Raw genomic sequence first — 20,877 nt, forward strand, 5'->3', positions numbered from 1 at the left:
GGCTTACCGCTTGAAAATACTAACAAGTTCGACATGGGCCGACCACAGGAACTGATCCACCGGCGTGACCCGCTCCAGCCGGAACCCGGCGTCGATCAGCACCCGCGCATCCCGCGCAAAGGTCTGGGGATTGCACGACACCCCGACCACCACCCCGGCCTTGGTCCCGGCGATCTGGGCCGTCTGGTCGATGGCCCCGGCGCGCGGCGGGTCGAACACGACGGCGTCGCAGCCCTTCAGGTCATAAGGGGTCAGCGGCCGCCGGAACAGGTCGCGCGCCTCGGCCGTGATCGCCTTCATCCCCTTGGCCGAACCCACGCCGGCCTTCAGGGCCTCGATCCCCGCCTTGGACGCATCGGCTGCGATCACCGGCGCGACGGTCGCCAGCGGAAAGGTGAAGGTTCCGGCGCCGCAGAACAGGTCGGCGATCTTCTTGGCCCCCTTCACCGCCGCCACGGCCCGCTCCACCATGGCCGCCTCGGCCTGGGGCACCGCCTGCAGGAAGCCCCCCGCCGGCAGGGGCACGGTCGCGGGACCGAAGCCGATCTTCGGCTGGCGCGCCATCACCAGGGTGTCGCCCGCCAGGCTCAGCCGCGCCAGATCGGCCCGGTGCGCCGCCGCTATGGCCCGCATCTGGGCGTCGGCCGACAGCCCGCCGCCCGAGCGCCGCTCGACCCCCGTCACATCCACGTCCAGCCCTGACAGGGTCCAGGTCACGTGCAGGGTCGGCGCCGACTTCGGATGCTCCAGAAAGGCCGCCGCCACCTCGGTCAGGGCCGGGATGGCGCGGATGATCCGGGGATCGGCCACCGGGCATTCCCGCACCTCGACCAGCCGCCACGACCGCCGCGCCTTGAAGCCCAGCACCACCCGGCCGTCCTGGGTCCGGCGCGCGTGCAGGGCCACCCGCCGCCGCGTCCCGGCCGGGCTCGCCACCGTCGCCTCGACCTCGGTCTCGATCCCCTCGCGCGCCAGGGCCCGCCGCACCTGCTCGCGCTTCCATTCCAGATACGGCTTGTCCGCCCAGTGTTGCAGCGAGCACCCGCCGCAGTCCCCGTACTGGGGCGACACCGGGGCGATCCGGTCCGCGCTGGGGGTTACGATCTCGACCCGCTCCAGCCGTCCATCGACGACCTCGCCCCGCACCGTCTCCCCCGGCAGGGTCAGGCCGGCGAAGACCGGCCCCTGCGGCGTCTCGGCGACGCCGTCGCCCTGTCCGCCGACGCGGCTGATCGTAAAGGTCTGCATCGCCGGGCTTCTAGCCCCGCCGCCGCCCCACGCCAAGCGGCGCGCTCGGAACAGCCCCACACACCAGCCGGCCTCAAGTAGCGCTAGGCGCGATAGGCCACCAAGGATGTCGCGAAGCGCGATAGGCCCACGAAACATGAACGAAGATGAACGAGGCGCTCAAAAGCCGTTCAGCTTCGCCCCGATAGACAGGGTGCAACAGACAGCCGGTCCACCCGTTCAGCCCCCATCGCTGAACGTCCGACCACAAGGGGTTGAAGATGCGTCTCTCCACCAAGTCCCTCGCCGCCGTCGCGGCCCTGACCCTCGGCGCCGTCGCCGCGCCCATGGCCGCCTCGGCCCAGAGCTATGGCTACAGCCAGAACTACGGCACCGGCGCCTACGCCCCCTCCTATGACTACAACCGTTACCCGCAACAGTCCTACGACCCCTGCGCCCGCGAACGTCAGGGCCGCACCGGCGCCGGGGCCGTCATCGGCGGCGGAGCCGGCGCCGTCATCGGCTCGCAACTGGCCGCTCGCGGTCGCCGCACCGAAGGCAGCATCCTGGGCGGCGTCGTCGGCGCGGTCATCGGCTCGCAAGTCGGCCGCTCCAGCTCCGACGCCTGCCGCAGCTACCAGAGCAGCTACGGCTCCAGCGGCTACTACAGCCAGAGCGATAGCCAACCCAGCTACGGCTACTATGACGACCGTTACACCGGCGATCAGGGCCGTCGCTACGACGACCGCCGCGACGACTACGCCTACAACGGCGACGACTATTACGACGACCGCTCCCGCTCGGTCTCGCCCTATCAGAATTCAGACGGATGCCGCCTGGCCGAAAGCCAGATCCGTCTGCCCGATGGTCGCACGGACACCCGCTACGTCCGCACCTGCCCCGACCAGTACGGCCGCTATCGCGTCGTCGATTAATTTTCAGCCCCCCTGTCGATCGACGACGTGACGGGAGCCGCCGGAGGACTTGTCCTCCGGCGGTTTCTTATTTTGAGGGGGCTACCGCGCTTCGCGCTACTTGAGCCCGTTGTTGGGGGGAGGCTCACGATCTGCTTGAGCCCGATCAGTGGGGCTTCTTGGCCCAGAGCAGGAACTCGACGTTGCCGTCGCCGCCGGTGATGGGGCTCTCGGTCGTCGCCTGCACGGCCCAGCCCATCGCCTCCAGCCAGTCCCGCACACGTTCGACAGCAGCGGCGTGGGCGGCGGGATCCTTGACGACCCCCTTCTTGCCGCCGCCTGGCCCATCGGCCTCGAACTGCGGCTTGACCAGGGTCACCAGATGCGCCCCCTGCGCCGCCAGATCCAGGGCGGCGGGCAGCACCTTGATCAGGCTGATGAAGCTGGCGTCACACACGATCAGCGACGGCGCCTCCGGGATCAGGTCCGGCGTCAGATCCCGCGCATCCGTTCGCTCCAGATTGACCACCCGAGGATCAGCCGCGACCCGGTCGTGCATCTGGCCAAACCCGACATCCACCGCGAACACCTTGGCCGCCCTGCGATCCAGACAGACCTCGGTGAAGCCGCCGGTCGAGGCCCCGACGTCCAGCACCACCCGTCCCTCGACCGCCACCGGCCAGACGGTCAGAGCATGGTCCAGCTTCAACGCCCCCCGCCCGACCCAGCGATGGGCCGGCCGCGCGTCCAGAACAACGTCATCCGCAAACTGTTCGGACGGCTTTCGCACAACTGCGCCATTGGCGAGGACCAGCCCCGCGTCGATCGCCGCGCACGCTTGCGACCGACTGTCGAACAGGCCCCGTGCGACGAGGAGTTGGTCTATACGCGACTTCAACCTCCCTTCTCCCCTTGCGGGAGAAGGAGCCGTCACAGGGTTTCCAATCGCTTGAGCGCCGCCTGCAACTTGACCTTGCCCGCCTCGGCCTCGGCCAGTTTGGCCCGCTGTTCATCAACCACTTCCGGCGCGGCCCGCGACACGAAGTTGGGATTGCCCAGCTTCTTGTTCACATGGCCAATATCGCTCTCGAACACGGCGATCTCCTTCTCCAACCGCGCCCGTTCGGCGGTCAGGTCGATGATCCCGGCCAGCGACAGGGCGACCGTCGAACCGCCCGAGACAAAGGTCACGGCCCCCGTCGGCGCGGCCTGCGCCGATCCGACCTCGGACACCCGGCCCAGGGTCAGGATCAGGTCGCGATGGCGCGCGATCCGCTCGGCCGTCACGGCGTCCGGCGCGACAAAGGCCAGCGGCGGCTTGGCCGCCGGCGGCACGTTCATCTCGGCCCGCAGGCCCCGGATCTCCCCGACCAGATCGACCAGCCAGCCGATCTCGGCCTCGGCCGAGGCGTCAATGAAGGCGTCGGGCAGCACGGGCCATTCCGCGCCGATCAGCAGGCTGTCCCGCGCCGGCCCCTCCTTGCCCAGTTCGGCCCAAAGCTCCTCGGTGATGAAGGGCATGACCGGGTGCAGCAGTTTCAGCGTCTGGTCCAGGGTCCAGGCCGTCATGGCCCGCGTCTCGGCCTTGGCGGCCTCATCGGCGCCGTTGAACACTGGCTTGGCCAGTTCCAGATACCAGTCGCAGAAGACGTTCCAGACGAACCGGTACAGCGCGCCCGCCGCATCATCGAACCGCCCGCCCTCGATGGCTTCGGACACGGCCCGCTCGGCCTTAGTCAGCTCGCCCCGGATCCAGCGGTTGATCGTCTGCTCGACCGTCGCCGGATCGAAGCCCTCGACGCGGCGCGCCTCGTTCATCTGGCTGAAGCGGGCGGCGTTCCACAGCTTGGTGCCGAAGTTGCGATAGCCCTCGATCCGCTGTTTCGACAGCTTGATGTCGCGCGTGCCCGACAGGATGGCCATGGTGAAGCGCAGCGGATCGGCGCCCAGCTCGTCGATGATGCCCAGGGGATCGATGACGTTCCCCTTGGACTTGCTCATCTTCTGGCCCTTCTCGTCGCGGACCAGGCCATTGATGATCACCCGTTTGAACGGGACCTCGCCCATGAAGTGCTGGCCCATCATCATCATCCGGGCGACCCAGAAGAAGATGATGTCCGCCGCCGTGACCAGGTCGCTGGTCGGATAGAACCGCTCCAGATCCTCGGTCTTCTCGGGCCAGCCCATGGTCGAGAACGGCCACAGGGCCGAGCTGAACCAGGTGTCGAGGACGTCTTCGTCCTGGGTCAGGGCGACCTCGGACTCATAGTCCGCCATCGCCAGTTCGCGGGCGTCCTCTTCCGTCTCGGCGACATAGATCTCGCCGCCCGGCCCGTACCAGGCCGGGATGCGGTGGCCCCACCACAGCTGGCGGCTGATGCACCAGGGCTCAATGTTCCTCAGCCATTCGAAATAGATCTTCTCGTACGACTTCGGCTCGAACACCGTGTCGCCCTGCTCCACCGCCTTCAGCGCGGGCTGGGCCAGGACCTTTGCGTCGACGTACCACTGGTCCGTCAGCCACGGTTCGATGACCACGCCGGAACGGTCGCCGTGCGGCACGACGTGCTTGGTCTTCTCGATCTCGCGCAGCCAGCCCTCTTCTTCAGCACGGGCGACGATGGCCTTGCGCGCAGCGAAGCGGTCGAGATAGTGCAGTTCATGCGGAATGGCGGCGATCGCCTCGTAGTCCGCCGGCGGAATCTCGGGATTTGCGCCATCCTCCACGTACCCGTCCCGACCTTGATCGTAGCGCATGTCGGTCTGAGCCAGACCGAGGATGCGTCCGTAGCGATCCATAACGTTGATCGTGCGGAGCCCCCCCCGCTTCCCGACTTGGAAGTCGTTGAAGTCGTGAGCCGGCGTGATTTTCACCGCACCCGAGCCCTTGGTCGGATCGGCGTAGTCGTCAGCGATGATCGGGATGCGGCGCCCCGTAATCGGAAGGACGACCTCTGCGCCCACAATCGAGGCATACCGCTCATCCTCCGGATGCACCGCCACGCCGGTGTCGCCCAGCATGGTCTCGGGCCGGGTCGTGGCGACGACGATGAAGTCGCGCGTCTCCCATTCCGTGGCCTTGCCGTCCTCGTCGAAGGCGACAGGGTGTTCGTAGGTCACGCCGTCCGCCAGCGGATAGGCGAAATGCCAATAGGCCCCGTCCACCTCGCGCTGCTCGACCTCCAGGTCCGAGATGGCGGTCTGGAAATGCGGATCCCAGTTCACCAGCCGCTTGTCGCGATAGATCAGGCCTTCCTTGTGCAGTTGCACGAAGACCTTACGCACGGCCGCGTTCAGGCCCTCGTCCAGGGTGAACCGTTCGCGCGACCAGTCGCACGAGGCGCCCAACCGGCGCAGCTGGCGCACAATGGTCCCGCCGCTCTCGGCCTTCCACTCCCAGACCTTGTCGATGAAGGCGTCGCGGCCCATGTCGCGCCGCCCGACGTTCCCGGCCGCCGCCAGCTGCCGCTCGACCACCATCTGGGTAGCGATGCCCGCGTGGTCCGTGCCCGGCAGCCACAGCACCGCCTTGCCCTTCATCCGGTGATAGCGGGCCAGGATGTCCTGCAGCGTATTGTTCAAGGCGTGGCCGATGTGTAGGCTGCCCGTCACGTTCGGCGGCGGAATGACGATCGAATAGGCGTCGGCGGCGCCGTCCGTGGCCGCAGCGGCGCGCGGCGCGAACAGGCCGCTCTCTTCCCACTGGGCGTACAGGCGGGGTTCGGCGGCCTGGGGTTCGAAGGTCTTCTCGAGCATGGGTCTTCTTTGATCGTTGTCTTGCGGCCGGGGGGCGGCCTTGAATGACAAAGGGCGGCCCCAGCAGGAGCCGCCCCTCGATAGTCTGCGGTGAAGCGAAGGGCTAGGCGCTGCGCGCGATGCGTTCGACTTCCTTTTGTACCGCCGCCTGGACGATGCCGGGCAGATTGTTGTCCAGCCAGTCCTTCAGCAGCGGCCGCAGCATCTCGGCGACCATGGCCTCGACCGTATTGCCGCTGACGAACGGCAGGTCGCCCGAAGCGGCGGCCGGGGCTTGCGGCTTCTTGAACGAGGCGGCCAGGCCGGCGAAGGCCGAGGCGGCGCTGGCGGCGGCGCTTTCTCCGACCAGAGCATCATAGGCCGGTTCGGGCGCCGCGTCGGCGGTTTCGACCGGCTCGGCTTCAGGCTCCGGCTCGGGCGCAGTCTCGACGATGTCGAGATCGCCGATGGTCTCGGACGACGACGCCTCTTCCGCCGGCGCCTCATACAGCTCGGTCAGCTCGAGCACGTCTTCCTCGACGGCTTCAGGCTCGGCCTCGGGTTCGGCCGGCGCCGCAAAGACCGTCTCCGCTGCGGCGGGTTCGGGCTCCGGTTCCGGCTCAGGCTCGGGCGTCGGGGCGGCTGCTGCCGGCGGTGTCTCCGCCGGTGCATCGTCTTCGGAGATGATCCGGCGAATCGACGCCAGGATCTCCTCCATGGTGGGTTCCTGGGCGGACTGATCGGACATGGGTAACCTGGGAGAGGCCTGGGATGAAACGGGGGTGTCGAGGTCGCCCCCGACACCATTCACGGGGTTGGAGCTGGAAAGATCAAGTCTTTCCGGCCCCGCTTAGTGTCGTCGCATCAACGCCCGCCAGAATCAACGGGCGTTTTGGAGCACACATCCCCCAACCGAAGTCAGGCGCCGGGTGCGGTCCGGATGACGTCGCTCTTCAACTGGGTGTCGATCGGCGCGTCAGGCGCGTCGTCGGCGTCGACAACAGCCGGCGAAGCGACGCGGTCCAGCGCCTCGACCACCCCATCCCACGGCAGGCCGCCACGATTGCGGACGCGATCATAATTGGTCTTGGCGTCATAGACGTCGAGGTTGGCGTTGAGGCTCGGCCCGTCAAGCTGACCCATGGCCGACAGCAGGGAAGCGCGCGCCACATATTCGGCGGCCCGGGCGGTGGCCAGCGAGGTCTGGGCCGACCGCAAGGTCACTTCCTGGTTCAGCACATCCAGGGTGGTGCGCAGACCGACCTGAGCTTCCTGCCGAACGCCCTCTGCGGCCACCGAGGCGGCGCGGACGGCCTGTTCGCCGGCCGCGACGTTCGAGCGCGTCGAAAGAACCTGGGCGTAGGCCGAACTGACGTTTTGCAGCACGGTGCGGCGCTCGCCCTCGACGGCGATCTGGGCGGCGTTCGCCTGTTCCAGGGCCTGGGCCACCCGCGACCGGTTCAGACCGCCGGTGAACAGGGGCACCGACAGGGTGGCGCCGGCGGTAAAGCTGCGGCGATCCGCCAGCTCGTCCAGATTGCCCAGATCCGTCGCCGAACCGCCGTAGGAGGCGGTGGCGCGCACCGAAGGCAGATATTCCGCCCGGGCGGCGGCGACGGCCGCCTCGGCCGCCTGCAAGGAATAGCCGGCCGACAGCACGCCCGGATTGCGCGCCAGGGCGGTGTCCATGGCGGCGTCGAAATCGGTCGGGACCAGCGGCAGAACCGGCGCGGTCTCCAGATCGCTGGGCGCCTGCCCCACAACGGCGGCGTATGCGGCGCGGGTGGTCGACAGCTGGGCCCGGGCGCTGGCCAGATCGGCCTCGGACTGGGCCAGCGAGGATTCGGCCTGGGCCACGTCCGTCCGGGTGATCTCGCCGACTTCGAATCGGGCGTTGGTCTCTTCCAGCTGCCGTTGCAGCACGGCGAGATTTTCCTGGCGGATGGCCAGGATTTCCATGTCGCGGGTGACGTTCACATAGGCCTGGATAACCGACAGCATGATCGACTGTTCGATCTCGCGCAGGTTTTCACGCCCCGCCATCACGTTGGCCCGGGCCTGATCGATGGCCAGGGAGGTGCGACCGGCGGTCCAGATGTTCTGGGACAGGCTGACGCCCAGGTTGGCCGTGTCGCTGTCCGACGACGTGCTGGCGCCCGGCGTTGCGGCCGGGAAGTCGCTGCGGGTGTAGTCGACACCGGCCGAGGCGCTCAGCGTCGGGCGCAGGCCCGAGCGGGCCTGGACTATGGTTTCGTCCAACGCGCGCTGATTCGCCCGTTGGCCCAGCAGGCTGGGGTTGGTCTGATAGGCCAGGGCGATCGCTTCCTGCAGCGTCTCGGCCCAGGCCGGCGCGCCCAGTCCCGTCACAAGAGCCACCATAGCGGCCGAAGCCAGCACACGCGAGCGTTTCAACATTGTCCGTCCTTGCCTGACGCCCCCCGGGAGCGCCCGATGTCATCAAGCGTAACTGCGACCTCAGTCGATCTAACGCCAGTTAAGTTTTTTTCACGCTGACGACGAGCGCCGGCGCGTTTGGCCTCACAGCGCGAATGTCGGCGCCGGCGTCAGATCCGCAAGAAGGGCCGGCGACGAATCGAACAGTTCGCGACGCGACAGGCCCTCGCGGCCCTTCACATAGATGGCGGCCTTGCCGATGGCGCCGCGACGCTCGACCAGGACCATACGCCCGCCGGCACGCAGGGCCTTGCCCCAGGCCTCGGGCAGAGCCGCCACGCCGCCTTCGCAGACGATCAGGTCCCAGCCTTCGCCGACCGGTGCGTCCAGAGGCTCTACCGCCGTGGTCACCCGCGCCTCTGCCAAGGCTTCGCCCGCGACCTCGAATACGGCCGAATCGGCTTCCTGCGCCGTCACCGTCAGACCCATGCTGGCCAGAACAGCGGCGGCATAGGGGGCGGCGATGGCCAGAGCCTTCTCGCCCTCGCGCGGATCCGCCGCCTGAAGCAGCTTGGACACGTCGCGCGCCGGCATCAGCCTGCGGTCGCCTGCGATCTCGATCGCCGCGTCCGAATAGGCGGCGAAGACCCGCTCAGGCGCGCAGTAACGCTCGCGAGGCACGTCCATCATGGCCATGTGGATTTCGTGACTTGTGACGTCGTTCACGCGGACCTGCGAGTCGACCATGGCCTTGCGCTCGGCGGTGAAATCCATCTTTGGGCAGCCTTCAATCGATAGTCAGGGGAGGAAATCTCGCGCGCTTATAGTTCCGTGCGTTGCAGCGGACAATCCGATCTGATAGCGAACGCCCCTCGCGATGACCGCCCCCGAGAAATCGGGACAAAAAGCGGCCTGATGGCGGAGTGGTGACGCAGAGGACTGCAAATCCTTGCACCCGGGTTCGATTCCCGGTCAGGCCTCCATCGCGACAATAGAACAAGAGGCGCGGATCGCTGGATCCGCGCCTCCTTTCGTTTCAGCCCTCGCCCATCAACTGACGGGCGCGGTGATCCAGCCGATCACCCCTGCCGCGCCCAGTCCGGCGGCGGCGACCGTGACAACGATCGCGGCCCGAAGGTTCCGGTTCAGAAAATACAGAATGTTCATTGCGCGCCCCCACACCAATGGAAGCCATGGCGTCACAGTTTCAGCTTGGCCGCAAGGTGTACAAATCCTTAACGCGCTAACAACCTGGTGAGCCGCCGTCCGATGCCGAGGCGCTGCTGGTCACATGATGCAGAGCCAGGGCGCTGGCGACCGCGACATTCAGCGAATCGAATCCGCCCGCCATGGGCACGCCCACGGCGCGGCAACGCTCGATCACCGCGCGCGGCAGGCCCGGCCCCTCTGACCCGACCATCAAGGCGACCGGCCCCCGTCGCCGATAGTCCGCCAGTCGCTCCGTCGCCGACGGCGTCAGAGCCACCACCTCGACGCCCCTCGCCTGCATTCCTTCCACCAGCGCCTCGGCGGATCCCGTGACGGACAACGGCGTCCTCAACACCGCTCCGACCGAGACCCGGATGGATTTGCGATAGAAGGGATCGCAGCAGGACTGGTCCAGCAGAACGGCGCGGGCGCCGAAGGCCGCCGCATTTCGGAACAGGCCGCCCATATTGTCATGATTGCCTATGCCGCTGGCGATGACGAAGACGTCGTCATCCGCCACTGCCTCCAGTATCTCCGACAAGGGCGGAGCGGCCGGCTTCTCGCCCAAGGCCAGAATGCCCCGGTGCAACGGAAAGCCCGCGATCCGATCCAGCACCGCTTGTCCGGCCACATAGACAGGCGTCGCCTCCGGCAGGGCTTCGATCACGTCCGCCAGCGCTTCGGCACGCTTCTCGGCCAGAAGCAGGGCCCGCGGCCGGCACAGCGACGCCGACGACGCCAACACCCGCACCACCACCTCGCCTTCGGCGATGAACAGGCCTTCGCGGCCCGTCAGGTCGCGTTCGCGAATGTCGCGAAACCCGGCGATCCGGGGGTCTTCGGGGTCATTGATCGAGATCGTGCGCATTCGTCGTTTTTCCCATTGCACGAATCGAATGGCCGCTGCTATAGGCCCGCCTCCCGAGCAGTTCCGCGGTAGCTCAGTGGTAGAGCAGCCGACTGTTAATCGGCTGGTCGTAGGTTCGAATCCTACCCGCGGAGCCACTCGGGCCAGAACAGCGTCTCTATAAGACGCGTTCTGACGGGCATGGCCCAGACAGCCCCTTCTTACATTTGAGCGCGCAAACGGACGACATTTGTCTGTCCGGGCTTCGCGCGTTTCCGGCTGGCCGGAGAAGCTTCCGATGAGCTTTGGCGCGGCACTTCCGACCAGAAATTTCGTCCAATAAACCTTAGCCTTAGGAACGAACACGCGCGGCGTTCCCTTTTTGGTGGCAACCCTGAAAGGAAAGCCACCATGTTAAGAGCCGCTCTTGCCCTCTCGGCGACCGCCGCCCTCCTGACCGCCTGCGGAAACGGCGAACAGACTGACGCCCCCGTCGAGGGCCCTGCCATGTCCACTGCAGAATCGCCGATGAATCCTGCCGTCGACACTCAGGACACCACGGGCCAAGCCGGCCTGACGCCGGGCGCCAACTCCTTCACCGAAGGCCAGGCCCGAGAAGCGATCGAGAAGCAGGGCTATGTCGTCTCCGGCGCTCTGACCCAAGACGAACAAGGTATCTGGAAAGCCCAGGCCGCGCGCGCTGGCGGTGAAACCACGACTGTCTCGGTCGATTACAAGGGCGTCGTGACGCCTCAGTAAGGCTCGCCCGCCTCCCCCCCCCTCAAATTTTTCAAGGAGCCAATCATGGCGACCGTCACTCGGCTGTTCGACAGCCACACCGAAGCTCTCGACGCCGTTTCGAAACTCGAAGCCTCCGGCGTCTCGCACGACAAGATCAGCATCGTCTCCAACAATGCCGAAAACTGGCACAGCGGCGACGGCGACCATAAAGCCGGCCCCCTGGGCGACCGGAACGGCGACGGTGAAAACGACGTCGCGGACGGCGCCGGCAAGGGCGCAGCCACCGGCGGCCTGCTCGGCGCCGGCGCAGGCGTGCTCGCCGGCCTCGGCATGCTCGCCATTCCCGGCCTCGGTCCGGTCGTGGCCGCGGGCTGGCTGGCCTCGACAGCGGTCGGCGCTGCGGTCGGCGCAGCAGCCGGCGGCGCGACGGGCGGTCTGCTCGGCGCATTGAAGGAAGCCGGTCACAGCGATGAAGAGGCGAACGTCTATTCAGAAGGCGTGCGTCGCGGCGGAACCCTCGTCAGCGTCAAGGCCGACGGAGACGAGCCCCATCAGATCCAGTCGATCCTGGACGGCAGCCGCGGCTATGATGCGACGACACGGGGCGAGTCCTACCGTCAATCGGGCTGGTCCAGCTTCGACGCCGGGGCTCAACCCTATACCGCCGACCAGATCAACGAGGAACGCGCGCGGTATCGCTAGGCTTTCCCGCCACTAAGACCCTCGTAAGAAGCAACGACCCGGCGCCTCCAGCGTCGGGTCGTTGTCATAGGTCATGCAGGCATCGAAGATGAGGCGACGCCTCAACCGAGGCCCGGTCGGCCCGACCACAGCGCCTTCAAGGACTGCGGCATGACCTCGCTCAGGTCTTCCGCAATCAAGCCCGGCCCAAACCGGTCCGCCGCATCGGCGTGGATCCAGACCGCGGCGCAGGCGGCGTCGAAACTGTCCATCCTCTGGGCGATCAGTCCGCCGATCATGCCGGACAGCACGTCGCCGGTTCCCGCCGTCGCCAGCCAGGGCGAGCCGTTCCGATTGACGCGCACGCGGCCGTCGGGCGCCGCGATGACGGTTTCGGCGCCCTTCAGCACGACGATGGCCTGGGCGCGTCGAGCCGCTTCGACGGCGGCGGGCGCACGGCCTTTGCGCAGAAGACCCGGAAACAGGCGTTCAAACTCGCCCTCATGCGGCGTCAGCACGTCGTCGCGGTCCAGCACGGCGAACAGTTCGGCGCTTCGCCCCTTGAACACCGACAGCCCGTCGGCGTCGATCACCAGGGCCGCGCCGCTCAAGGCCAGGGCCTGAACATTGTTCACGGTCGTCTCGTCCAGACCGGCGGCCGGCCCCACCACGACGGCGTCCATCTCCTCGACCTCGCGGGCCAGGCCGTCGGCGGTGGCGAAGGGGGTCAGCATGATGGCTTCAATGGCCGGAGCGATCACGGCGACCGCATCGGGCGGACAGAATATGCGCACCACCCCGGCCCCGATCCGCAGGCCCGCCCGCGCCGCCAGCCGCGCCGCCCCGGTCTGATGCGCACGCCCGGAGACAATGCCTAGACGGCCCCGCGCATGCTTGTGCGTTTCCGCGCCCGGCCACGGAAGAAAATTGCGCCATAAGGCCGGGTCGTTGGTTTCTATCATCCGGGCTCCGAATATCCGTGACTTTTCTGCGAAAACCGCTTGCTTTGAGCGGCCTTGATGTGTCCCATTCCCGCCCGAGCGCCGTGGCATTCCGCGCGCCGCTCAGGGGTCGCCATGAAGAAGATTGAAGCCATCATCAAGCCCTTCAAGCTGGATGACGTCAAAGAGGCGCTCCAGGATGTCGGCGTGCAAGGCATGACCGTGCTGGAGGCCAAGGGATATGGCCGCCAGAAAGGCCATTCCGAACTGTATCGAGGCGCGGAATACGTCATCGACTTCCTGCCCAAGATCAAGATCGAGGTCGTCGTCGCCGATGATCTCGCGCCCGCCGTGGTCGAGGCCATTCAGACCTCGGCCCGCACCGGCAAGATCGGCGACGGCAAGATATTCGTGTCCGACGTCGCCGAAGTGATCCGTATCCGCACCGGCGAGACCGGGGCCCAGGCCGTCTGAGTTCGCGTACCCTCCTCCGTCGCTCGTCTCCTAGGGTCGGGTGTTCGGTTCCTCCCCAACGACTAAAAAATAGGACTTCCGAGAATGAGCGCCAGCAAGATCCTTAAGGAGATCAAGGAGAAGGACGTCAAATACGTCGACGTTCGCTTCACCGACACCCGCGGCAAGCTGCAGCACGTCACCTTCGACATCGACCTGGTCGATGAGGATTTCCTGAACGAAGGCACGATGTTCGACGGCTCGTCCATCGCCGGCTGGAAGGCCATCAACGAGTCCGACATGCTGCTGAAGCCGGACCTGACGACCGCCTACATCGATCCGTTCTACCAGCAGACGACGATGTTCCTGTTCTGCGACGTGCTGAACCCCGACACCGGCGAGCCCTACAACCGCGACAGCCGCTCGATGGCCAAGAAGGCCCTGTCCTATGTCCAGTCGTCGGGCATCGGCGACATCGTCTATTTCGGCCCGGAAGCCGAGTTCTTCATCTTCGACGACGTGCGCTGGTCGACCCAGCCGCACAACACCTCCTACTCGTATGATTCGACCGAGCTGCCGGCCAACACCGGCGCCGAATACACCGAGGGCAATATGGGCCACCGCCCTGGGCCCAAGGGCGGCTATTTCCCGGTCAACCCGGTCGATTCCGGCCAGGACCTGCGCGGCGAAATGCTGGGCGTCATGCGCGACCTGGGCCTCCAGCCCGAGAAGCACCACCACGAGGTGGCCCCGGCCCAGCACGAACTGGGTCTGAAGTTCTCGGACCTGCTGACCATGGCCGACCGGCTGCAGCTCTATAAGTACGTGATCCACAACGTCGCCGCCGCCTATGGCAAGTCGGCGACCTTCATGGCCAAGCCCATGTTCGCGGACAACGGCTCGGGCATGCACGTCCACATGTCGATCTGGAAGGACGGCAAGCCCCAGTTCGCCGGCGACAAATACGCCGGCCTGTCGCAGGAATGCCTCTGGTACATCGGCGGCATCATCAAGCACGCCAAGGCCATCAACGCCTTCGCCAACTCGACCACCAACAGCTACAAGCGTCTGGTGCCCGGCTACGAAGCCCCGGTGAAGCTGGCCTATTCGGCCCGCAACCGTTCGGCCTCGATCCGTATCCCGCACGTCTCGTCGCCGAAGGCCAAGCGTCTGGAAGCCCGCTTCCCCGACCCGATGGGCAACCCCTATCTGACCTTCGTCGCCCTGCTGATGGCCGGCCTGGACGGAATCGAGAACCGTATCGATCCGGGCGCGCCCGCCGACAAGAACCTGTACGATCTGCCGCCGGAAGAGCGCGGCTCGATCCCGGAGGTCTGCGGCTCGCTGCGTGAAGCCCTCGAGAATCTCGACAAGGACCGCGCCTTCCTCAAGAAGGGCGGCGTCATGGATGACGACTTCATCGACAGCTACATCGAGCTGAAGATGGAAGAGGTGATGCGCCTGCAACTGCACCCGCACCCGGTCGAATTCGACATGTACTACAGCTGCTGATCGACCCGGCAGTCCGACTTAAGGAGAGCCCCGGATGGTCACCATCCGGGGCTTTTCCTTTCCGCGCGTAACCGTCACGGGTTGGACATGCGCCTGTCCTAAAGGCTTAAAACGCCCGCTCCATAGGGCGAGGTTGGCGGCATACGAGGCTCGGAAATGGTCAAACGTTTGAAGGGGTCTGTTCCAGCGCGTCCCAAGGGCGCCCCGGTTCGCGCGGCTGAAACCGAACTGGTCTGCTATGTGCGCGAGGGCTGGGCCCCGCGCGTGGCCCCGGCCTCGCCCAAGCGCGACTGGATGACCGAAACACCCGACAGTTTCGCCTATCGCTGCCTGCCCCTCGCCATCGCCAACACCCACGGTTGGGAAATGCTCAGCCCCTCCGGCTTCAAGGCCCGCTGGCACGGCGGCGTCAACCCCAGTTCGGTCGAGATCGTGCTGGATCCCGGCTCCGACCCAAAGCGGGGTCCGGTTTCCCTGTTCGGCAGCGGAACCCTGACCTTCCACGTCGATGGCATCATGCGCACCTCGGAAGGCTGGAACCTTTGGGTCGGCGGCCCGCCCAACGCCATGAAGGACGGAATCGCCCCGATGGGCGGCGTGATCGAGACGGACTGGTCGCCCTATACCTTCACCATGAACTGGCGCTTCACCCGACCCGACGTCTGGATCCGGTTCGAGGAGAACGAGCCCTTCTGCTTCTTCTTCCCCACGCCGCGCGGAGCGCTGGACCGGCTAAAGCCGGAGCTGCGGCCGATGGAGGACCAGCCCGAGATGTTGCAGACCTTCGACGCCTGGCGGGCTTCACGACTGGCCTTCCAGGACTGGGTCAAGCGGACCAAGCCGACGGCGCCGGCCGATCAGTGGCAGAAACTCTATTATCGCGGCCTGCACCCCGAGGGTCACCCCGGCCCCGACGACCATCAGTCCAAGCTCAGACTGTCGCCCTTCCGCCAGACAGGCTCGCGGCGGGTCTGTCCCGTCGATCACACGGATAAGAAGCGCGGCTGATCCCTGAACTAAGCCAGGCCCTCGGCCTCGTCCGCCTTCTTGCGGCGCAGCTCGATCAGCCGCACGCACCAGATCGATACCTCGTAGAGGATGACCAGGGGCACGGCGAGCATCAGCTGGCTGATCGGATCGGGCGGCGTGACCACGGCGGCGACGACCACCACGGCCACGATGGCGTAGCGGCGACCGGCGGCCATGGCCTTAGAGCTGATCAGTCCGGCCAACCCCAGCAGGGTCGTCACGACCGGCAGTTGGAAGCAGAGCCCAAACGCCAGCAGCAGCGAGGTCACCAGGCTCAGATAGTCAGAGATCTTCGTCGTCTGGGCCACGGAAATCCCGTCGCTGACCACCTGTTGTCCCAGCGAGAACAGCATGACGAAGGGCAGCATGACATAATAGACCAGCGCCCCGCCCAGGCAGAACATCACCGGCGCCGCGATCAGGAAGGGCAGGAAGGCCCCGCGTTCATTCCGGTACAGCCCCGGGGCGACAAACCGGTACAGCTGCCAGGCGATGACCGGGAAGGTCAGGACCGCCGCGCCGAAGGCCGCGATCTTCATCTTGGTGAACAGCTGTTCCAGCGGCGCAGTGGCGATCAGCTGAACCACGGCCGCCGTACCGGGCGGATAGGGCTTCAGCCCCATCATGGTCGCGATCAGCTCCAGCGGATTGGCGTGTCCGCCCGAGGCCAGGGCCGCCGCGTGGATGGCCGCCGCCGCCTGATAGGGTTTGATCAGGGCGATCTGGATCTGGTTGGCGAAGGCGAAGCACAGGATGAAGCCCAGGGCGAAGGCGATCACGCAGACCAGCAACCGCCCGCGCAGCTCGATCAGGTGATCCATCAGGGGCGCACGCGACGCCTCGATCTCGGCCTCGTCACGATCGGAGAAAGTCAAAGCTCGACGGCCTTCTTGCGCGGGGTCCGGGGCTTGGCGGGCGTCTTGGCGACGGCGGCCGGGGCAGCCTCAGTCTTGGCCTTGGCCGGCGCGCGCTTCTTCGCTGTGGTCTTGCTCGGTGCGCGCTTCGGCTTGGCCTCCGCCGCTTGCGTATCGACCGCAGGCGGCGTGTCCGGCCATTCATCGACGGCCGGCGTCACCGCCGGCTCTTCAGGCGCCGGCAGGGCCGCCGACGTCGCCGGCGCGGTCAGGCCCGCATTGATTTCCTTGAACGCCGCATCGGCCTCTGCACCCAGGGGATACATGCCCCCCTGCCCGGTCCGCAGCGCCTCGACCTCCTTGCGCAGGTCGTCCAGCTCGGACTGACGCGCCATCTCGTCGAAGCTCGAGCGGAACTCGTTGGCCATGGCGCGCGCCTTGGCGACCATCTGACCGACGCGACGCATCAGAACAGGCAGATCCTTTGGCCCCACCACAAGCAGGGCCACCAGGCCGATCACCACTAATTCGAAACCCCCGATACCGGGGCCGAGCCCGCCCATGCGTCAGCCCTTACAGACGACGACTAGCGCTTCAGCTCTTCCTTTTCCGCCTCGGTGCGCGGCAGCGAGCTGACGCCGTCGTGCGGGCCGTCCTTCTTGTCGTCATCCTTCAGGCCGTCCTTGAAGGCGCGGATGCCCTTGGCGGCGTCGCCCATGATGCCGGACAGCTTGCCGCGACCGCCGAACAGCAGGGCGATCACGACGATGACGATGGCCCAATGCCAGATGCTCATGGAGCCCATGGGTAATCTCCTTGAAGGGACCGATGATCGATCCCGTCCACTATTCTTCGACCCGCATATAGGCGCAGTGATGGCCCCACGCCAAGGGAGGCTGTAGGTCTGCGCGACCATGAGTCTCTCCGATCACGTCATCATCCACACCGACGGCGCCTGCAAGGGCAATCCCGGCCCCGGCGGCTGGGGCGCTTTGCTCCAGGCCGGCGGCGGTCACGAAAAGGAATTGTGGGGCGGCGAGGCCAATACGACCAACAACCGCATGGAGCTGATGGCCGCCATCATGGCGCTGGAGGCCCTGAAACGCCCGTGCAAGGTCGAGCTTCACACCGACAGCAAATACGTCATGCAGGGCATCACCGAATGGATGCGGGGCTGGAAGGCGCGCGGCTGGCTGACCGCCGACAAGAAGCCGGTCAAGAACGCCGACCTGTGGCAACGCCTGGACGCCGCCCGGCTGAAGCACGACGTGAAATGGCGCTGGGTCAAGGGTCACGCCGGCCATGAACTGAACGAACGCGCCGACCAGCTGGCGAATCGCGGCGTCGCGGACCTGAAGGCGCGCTAGACCGCCTCGACCTCCTTTTCCGGCTCGACCGTCCGACGTCGGATGCGCGACCCGCTCATCACCGCGCCGAACAGGGCCGCAACGGCGGCCAGCTCGAAGCCGTGACGCACGCCGGTCGTCGGCGCCGCCGACAGCAGGAAGGCCACCACGACCGCCCCCAGGGACTGGCCCAGCACGCGCGCCGTGCCCAGGGCGCCGCCTGCCGCCCCGGCTCGCTCGCGCGGAGCCTCCGACAGCAGGGCGCGGTTGTTGGGCGACTGGAAGAAGCCGAACCCGGCCCCGCACAGGGCCATCCGCCAGATGATGTCGAACTTTGACGAATCACCGTCGAGGAAGCTCAGCCCCATCAGCCCGCAGGCGAACAGGCTCAGACCTATCGCCCCCAGGATCCCGGCCGAATACCGATCCGACAGCCACCCCGCCAGCGGCGCGGCGAACATGGTCGCCAGCGGCCAGGGCGTCATCAAGAGCCCGGTCTCCACGGCGCTCAGCCCCAGCGGACCTTGCAGGAAGAATGGCAGGGAGACGAAAGCCATCATCTGGGCGATGAAGGAGATGATCGAGGTCGCCACCGACAGGGCGAACATCGGCCGGGCCAGCAGATCGAGCGGGATCAGCGGCGTCTTGCTGGGCCTCTCATGCCGCACCAGCAGCACCCCGGCCGCGAGGCCCAGACCGGTCAGCCCAAAACCGAGAATCGAGGCCTCGCCGTGGGCCAGGGCCTGCATCCCGGTGATGACGAGCCCAAAGGCCGCCGCGCTCAGCGCCGCGCCGACCCAATTCAGCTTGCGCTTCTGCAACGGATTGTGCGGCAGGGTGAAGCCCGCCATCGACACCGCCAGCACCCCCAGCGGAATGTTCAGCGCGAACAGCCAGCGCCATTCACCCAGGCTCAACACCGCGCTGGCGATGGTCGGGCCGGCGGCGGCGGCCATGGAGACGATCACCGCATTGATCCCGACCGCCCGGCCCAGCAGCCGCTGCGGATAGGTGAACCGCACCAGGGCGCCGTTGACGCTCATGATCCCCGCAGCCCCGAACCCTTGCAGCACCCGCGCCAGGCTCAGGGTCAGGATCGAATCAGACAGGGCGCAGGCCAGCGAAGCCAGGGTGAAGACCGCCAGCCCCGCCTGCGACACCCGTCGATAGCCGACGATCTCGCCCAGCGACGCCAGCGGCAGAAGCGCAACCACTATGGCGATCTGATAGGCGTTGACGATCCAGATCGAGGCCGCCTCGGACGCCCTCAAGTCCTCGGCGATGGACGGCAGGGCGACATTGGCGATGGCCCCGTCCAGCACCGCCAGGGTGATCCCTAGCCCGATGGAGACGATGGCCCAGTACCGCCTCGGAACCGGCAATCCATCCGGAGAGGGAGCGACGGCGGGGATCGGACGAGCGGGCATCGCCTTCGAACGTCGTGTCACGGCGAAGGTTGCCGACGCCGCCGGCTCAGATCGCGGGTTTCACGGTCAACAGCGAGCCGCTGACCCCGCGCACCACCACATCCTGGCCCACGTCCGGCGCCTCGCCCTCGATCACGGCGGGCCATTCGGCGCCGGAGATGAAGACTCGGCCTCGTCCGCCGACGAAGGCCTCGACCACGCGGGCGCGCTGGTCGATCAGTCGACTGTCACGGTCGTTGATGTCTACGCCGTCCGGATTGGCCTTCTGGACCAGGCGTCGCGACAACAGGGTGGCGATGACCGTCAGGACGGCGAAGACCGCCACCTCGCCCGGCAGGCCCAGCCTCACCCCGACCGCCGTCATCACGGCCACCAGCCCCGCCGCGACCGCCGGCCACAACAGCCATTCGGTCGAGAACATGGCCTCCACGGCCAGCAGCAAGACCCCGACGGCCAGCCAGATCCAGAACGGCTGGGCGGCGTACAGATCGGCGACGAGGCTCATGACTTGCGCTCCAGATCAGGCGGTGGGCGGAACGGACGGGCGGCGCGGCGCGGCGGCGGGCTTGGCCGGGGTCGGGTCCTGCTGCTGCCCCTTGGCCAGGTTCACCATCTCGCCGATGCCGGCGATGGTGCCGACCAGGGCGCCCATTTCGGCGGGCACGATGACGGTTCGCTGTTGCGGGCTGCGGGCCAGTTCGGCGAAGGCCTCGACGTATTTCTGCGCCACGAAATAGTTGATGGCGTTGACGTCGCCGCGGGCGATGGCTTCGGACACCATGGCGGTGGCGCGGGCCTCAGCCTCGGCTTCGCGTTCGCGCGCCTCGGCGTCGCGGAAGGCGGCCTCCTTGCGGCCTTCGGACTCCAGAATGGCCGCCTGTTTGGCGCCCTCGGCCCGGGTGATGGCGGCCTGTTTCTCGCCGTCCGCCTCGGTGACCACGGCCCGGCGCTCGCGCTCGGCCTTCATCTGACGGGCCATGGCGTTGGTCACGTCGGTCGGCGGCGTCAGATCCTTGATCTCGATCCGGTTGACCTTGACGCCCCACGGCTCGGTCGCCGCGTCGATGACGTGCAGCAACCGGGTGTTGATGCTGTCGCGCTGGCTCAGCACCTCGTCCAGTTCCATCGACCCGACCACGGTCCGCAGATTGGTCATGCACAGCTGGGAAATGGCGTAGGGCAGATCATCGACACGGTAGGCGGCGCGGGCGGCGTCCATCACCTGGATGAAGACGATGCCGTCCACCCGGACCATGGCGTTGTCCTTGGTGATGACTTCCTGCGTCGGCACATCAAGAACCTGCTCCATCATGTTCATCCGCTTTCCGACCCGTTCCACGAACGGGGTCAGGAAGCCGATGCCGGGGCTCAGGGTCTTGGTGTATTTGCCGAAACGTTCGACTGTGAATTCACGGCCTTGCGGCACGATCTTGATCACGCTGAACAAGAGCGCGATCGCCAGGAACACCAACACGCCGGCGAAGATAGTCAGAACGTCCATAGGGATCCTCCGTATGCGAGGAGGTTACGCGCGGGGCGCGAGTTGCGCCACCGAAACCGGACGCCG

21 protein-coding genes and 2 tRNA genes are annotated in these 20,877 nt (G+C 66.8%); 9 read left to right on the top strand and 14 right to left on the bottom strand.

The features are described from left to right. Positions 1 to 3: 3 nt before the first annotated feature. A complete protein-coding gene (locus ACW177_RS09420) occupies positions 4 to 1,248 on the bottom strand; it encodes a class I SAM-dependent RNA methyltransferase (RefSeq protein WP_492025468.1) in 1,245 nt (414 codons plus the stop codon). Between the two features lie 260 nt (positions 1,249 to 1,508). Between ACW177_RS09420 and ACW177_RS09425 the strand changes: the two genes are divergently transcribed. Then, the gene (locus ACW177_RS09425; protein WP_492025469.1) at positions 1,509 to 2,162 is read left to right on the top strand and encodes a YMGG-like glycine zipper-containing protein; all 654 of its coding nucleotides are present in this window, start codon (positions 1,509 to 1,511) and stop codon (positions 2,160 to 2,162) included. Positions 2,163 to 2,307: 145 nt separating this feature from the next. On the opposite strand, the gene ACW177_RS09430 is transcribed toward ACW177_RS09425, so the two are convergent. The 5 genes from ACW177_RS09430 to ACW177_RS09450 form a co-directional block, all read right to left on the bottom strand. Continuing rightward, entirely contained in the window at positions 2,308 to 3,039 is a 732-nt protein-coding gene (locus tag ACW177_RS09430; protein ID WP_492025470.1) for a TlyA family RNA methyltransferase, read from the bottom strand. Between the two features lie 32 nt (positions 3,040 to 3,071). Next, positions 3,072 to 5,897, bottom strand: a complete 2,826-nt coding sequence (locus tag ACW177_RS09435) for a valine--tRNA ligase (protein ID WP_492025471.1) — start codon at positions 5,895 to 5,897, stop codon at positions 3,072 to 3,074. A 103-nt stretch (positions 5,898 to 6,000) separates the two neighbouring features. After that, entirely contained in the window at positions 6,001 to 6,624 is a 624-nt protein-coding gene (locus tag ACW177_RS09440) for a DUF2497 domain-containing protein (RefSeq protein ID WP_492025472.1), read from the bottom strand. Positions 6,625 to 6,794: 170 nt separating this feature from the next. Further along, positions 6,795 to 8,291, bottom strand: coding sequence for a TolC family outer membrane protein (locus ACW177_RS09445; RefSeq protein ID WP_492025473.1), 1,497 nt, complete (start codon positions 8,289 to 8,291; stop codon positions 6,795 to 6,797). Between the two features lie 123 nt (positions 8,292 to 8,414). Further along, positions 8,415 to 9,044 (bottom strand): protein-L-isoaspartate O-methyltransferase family protein, encoded by a 630-nt coding sequence (locus ACW177_RS09450; RefSeq protein ID WP_492025474.1) that lies wholly within the window; start codon positions 9,042 to 9,044, stop codon positions 8,415 to 8,417. 135 nt (positions 9,045 to 9,179) lie between these two features. Between ACW177_RS09450 and ACW177_RS09455 the strand changes: the two genes are divergently transcribed. Then, a tRNA-Cys gene (locus tag ACW177_RS09455) sits at positions 9,180 to 9,253 on the top strand. A 260-nt stretch (positions 9,254 to 9,513) separates the two neighbouring features. Here ACW177_RS09455 and ACW177_RS09460 read toward each other — a convergent pair. Next, positions 9,514 to 10,347: a TrmH family RNA methyltransferase gene (locus ACW177_RS09460; RefSeq protein ID WP_492025475.1), complete on the bottom strand. Its 834-nt coding sequence runs from the start codon at positions 10,345 to 10,347 to the stop codon at positions 9,514 to 9,516. 62 nt (positions 10,348 to 10,409) lie between these two features. On the opposite strand from ACW177_RS09460, the gene ACW177_RS09465 reads away from it, so the two are divergent. The 3 genes from ACW177_RS09465 to ACW177_RS09475 all read left to right on the top strand — a co-directional run bounded on the left by ACW177_RS09465 (position 10,410) and on the right by ACW177_RS09475 (position 11,769). Further along, positions 10,410 to 10,484 (top strand) — tRNA-Asn (locus tag ACW177_RS09465). 253 nt (positions 10,485 to 10,737) lie between these two features. Then, positions 10,738 to 11,085, top strand: a complete 348-nt coding sequence (locus ACW177_RS09470) for a hypothetical protein (RefSeq protein WP_492025476.1) — start codon at positions 10,738 to 10,740, stop codon at positions 11,083 to 11,085. Between the two features lie 45 nt (positions 11,086 to 11,130). Then, positions 11,131 to 11,769, top strand: a complete 639-nt coding sequence (locus ACW177_RS09475) for a hypothetical protein (protein WP_492025477.1) — start codon at positions 11,131 to 11,133, stop codon at positions 11,767 to 11,769. 101 nt (positions 11,770 to 11,870) lie between these two features. Here the strand turns inward: ACW177_RS09475 and ACW177_RS09480 are convergent, their stop codons facing one another. Next, entirely contained in the window at positions 11,871 to 12,710 is an 840-nt protein-coding gene (locus ACW177_RS09480; protein WP_492025478.1) for an NAD(P)H-hydrate dehydratase, read from the bottom strand. Positions 12,711 to 12,824: 114 nt separating this feature from the next. Between ACW177_RS09480 and ACW177_RS09485 the strand changes: the two genes are divergently transcribed. The 3 genes from ACW177_RS09485 (at position 12,825) to ACW177_RS09495 (ending at position 15,662) form a co-directional block, all read left to right on the top strand. Beyond that, positions 12,825 to 13,163, top strand: a complete 339-nt coding sequence (locus ACW177_RS09485) for a P-II family nitrogen regulator (RefSeq protein ID WP_008261682.1) — start codon at positions 12,825 to 12,827, stop codon at positions 13,161 to 13,163. 84 nt (positions 13,164 to 13,247) lie between these two features. Beyond that, on the top strand, positions 13,248 to 14,654 hold the full coding sequence (gene glnA, locus ACW177_RS09490) for a type I glutamate--ammonia ligase (protein ID WP_492025479.1): 1,407 nt from the start codon (positions 13,248 to 13,250) through the stop codon (positions 14,652 to 14,654). Positions 14,655 to 14,810: 156 nt separating this feature from the next. Then, positions 14,811 to 15,662 carry a DUF6065 family protein gene (locus ACW177_RS09495; RefSeq protein WP_492025480.1) on the top strand — a complete coding sequence of 284 codons (852 nt, stop codon included), beginning with the start codon at positions 14,811 to 14,813 and terminating at the stop codon, positions 15,660 to 15,662. An 8-nt stretch (positions 15,663 to 15,670) separates the two neighbouring features. On the opposite strand, the gene tatC is transcribed toward ACW177_RS09495, so the two are convergent. The 3 genes from tatC to ACW177_RS09510 are packed head-to-tail and all read right to left on the bottom strand — an operon-like array spanning position 15,671 to position 17,342. After that, entirely contained in the window at positions 15,671 to 16,558 is an 888-nt protein-coding gene (tatC, locus tag ACW177_RS09500; RefSeq protein WP_492025481.1) for a twin-arginine translocase subunit TatC, read from the bottom strand. Then, complete coding sequence (gene tatB, locus ACW177_RS09505; protein ID WP_492025482.1) at positions 16,555 to 17,100, bottom strand: Sec-independent protein translocase protein TatB; 546 nt, start codon at positions 17,098 to 17,100, stop codon at positions 16,555 to 16,557. Before tatB ends, tatC begins: the two co-directional genes overlap by 4 nt. A gap of 23 nt (positions 17,101 to 17,123) precedes the next feature. Continuing rightward, the gene (locus tag ACW177_RS09510; protein WP_346495245.1) at positions 17,124 to 17,342 is read right to left on the bottom strand and encodes a twin-arginine translocase TatA/TatE family subunit; all 219 of its coding nucleotides are present in this window, start codon (positions 17,340 to 17,342) and stop codon (positions 17,124 to 17,126) included. Between the two features lie 109 nt (positions 17,343 to 17,451). On the opposite strand from ACW177_RS09510, the gene rnhA reads away from it, so the two are divergent. Further along, positions 17,452 to 17,904: a ribonuclease HI gene (rnhA, locus tag ACW177_RS09515; protein ID WP_492025483.1), complete on the top strand. Its 453-nt coding sequence runs from the start codon at positions 17,452 to 17,454 to the stop codon at positions 17,902 to 17,904. On the opposite strand, the gene ACW177_RS09520 is transcribed toward rnhA, so the two are convergent. From ACW177_RS09520 to ACW177_RS09530, 3 genes are read right to left on the bottom strand one after another with little or no spacing between them, the layout of a single operon-like run. Continuing rightward, complete coding sequence (locus ACW177_RS09520; protein WP_492025484.1) at positions 17,901 to 19,310, bottom strand: MFS transporter; 1,410 nt, start codon at positions 19,308 to 19,310, stop codon at positions 17,901 to 17,903. The genes rnhA and ACW177_RS09520 overlap by 4 nt on opposite strands. A gap of 46 nt (positions 19,311 to 19,356) precedes the next feature. Further along, the gene (locus tag ACW177_RS09525; RefSeq protein WP_492025485.1) at positions 19,357 to 19,815 is read right to left on the bottom strand and encodes an NfeD family protein; all 459 of its coding nucleotides are present in this window, start codon (positions 19,813 to 19,815) and stop codon (positions 19,357 to 19,359) included. Between the two features lie 15 nt (positions 19,816 to 19,830). Next, positions 19,831 to 20,811, bottom strand: coding sequence for an SPFH domain-containing protein (locus ACW177_RS09530; protein ID WP_492025486.1), 981 nt, complete (start codon positions 20,809 to 20,811; stop codon positions 19,831 to 19,833). Positions 20,812 to 20,877 lie beyond the last annotated feature (66 nt).

The sequence above is a fragment of the Brevundimonas sp. AVps23W genome (assembly GCF_058681395.1).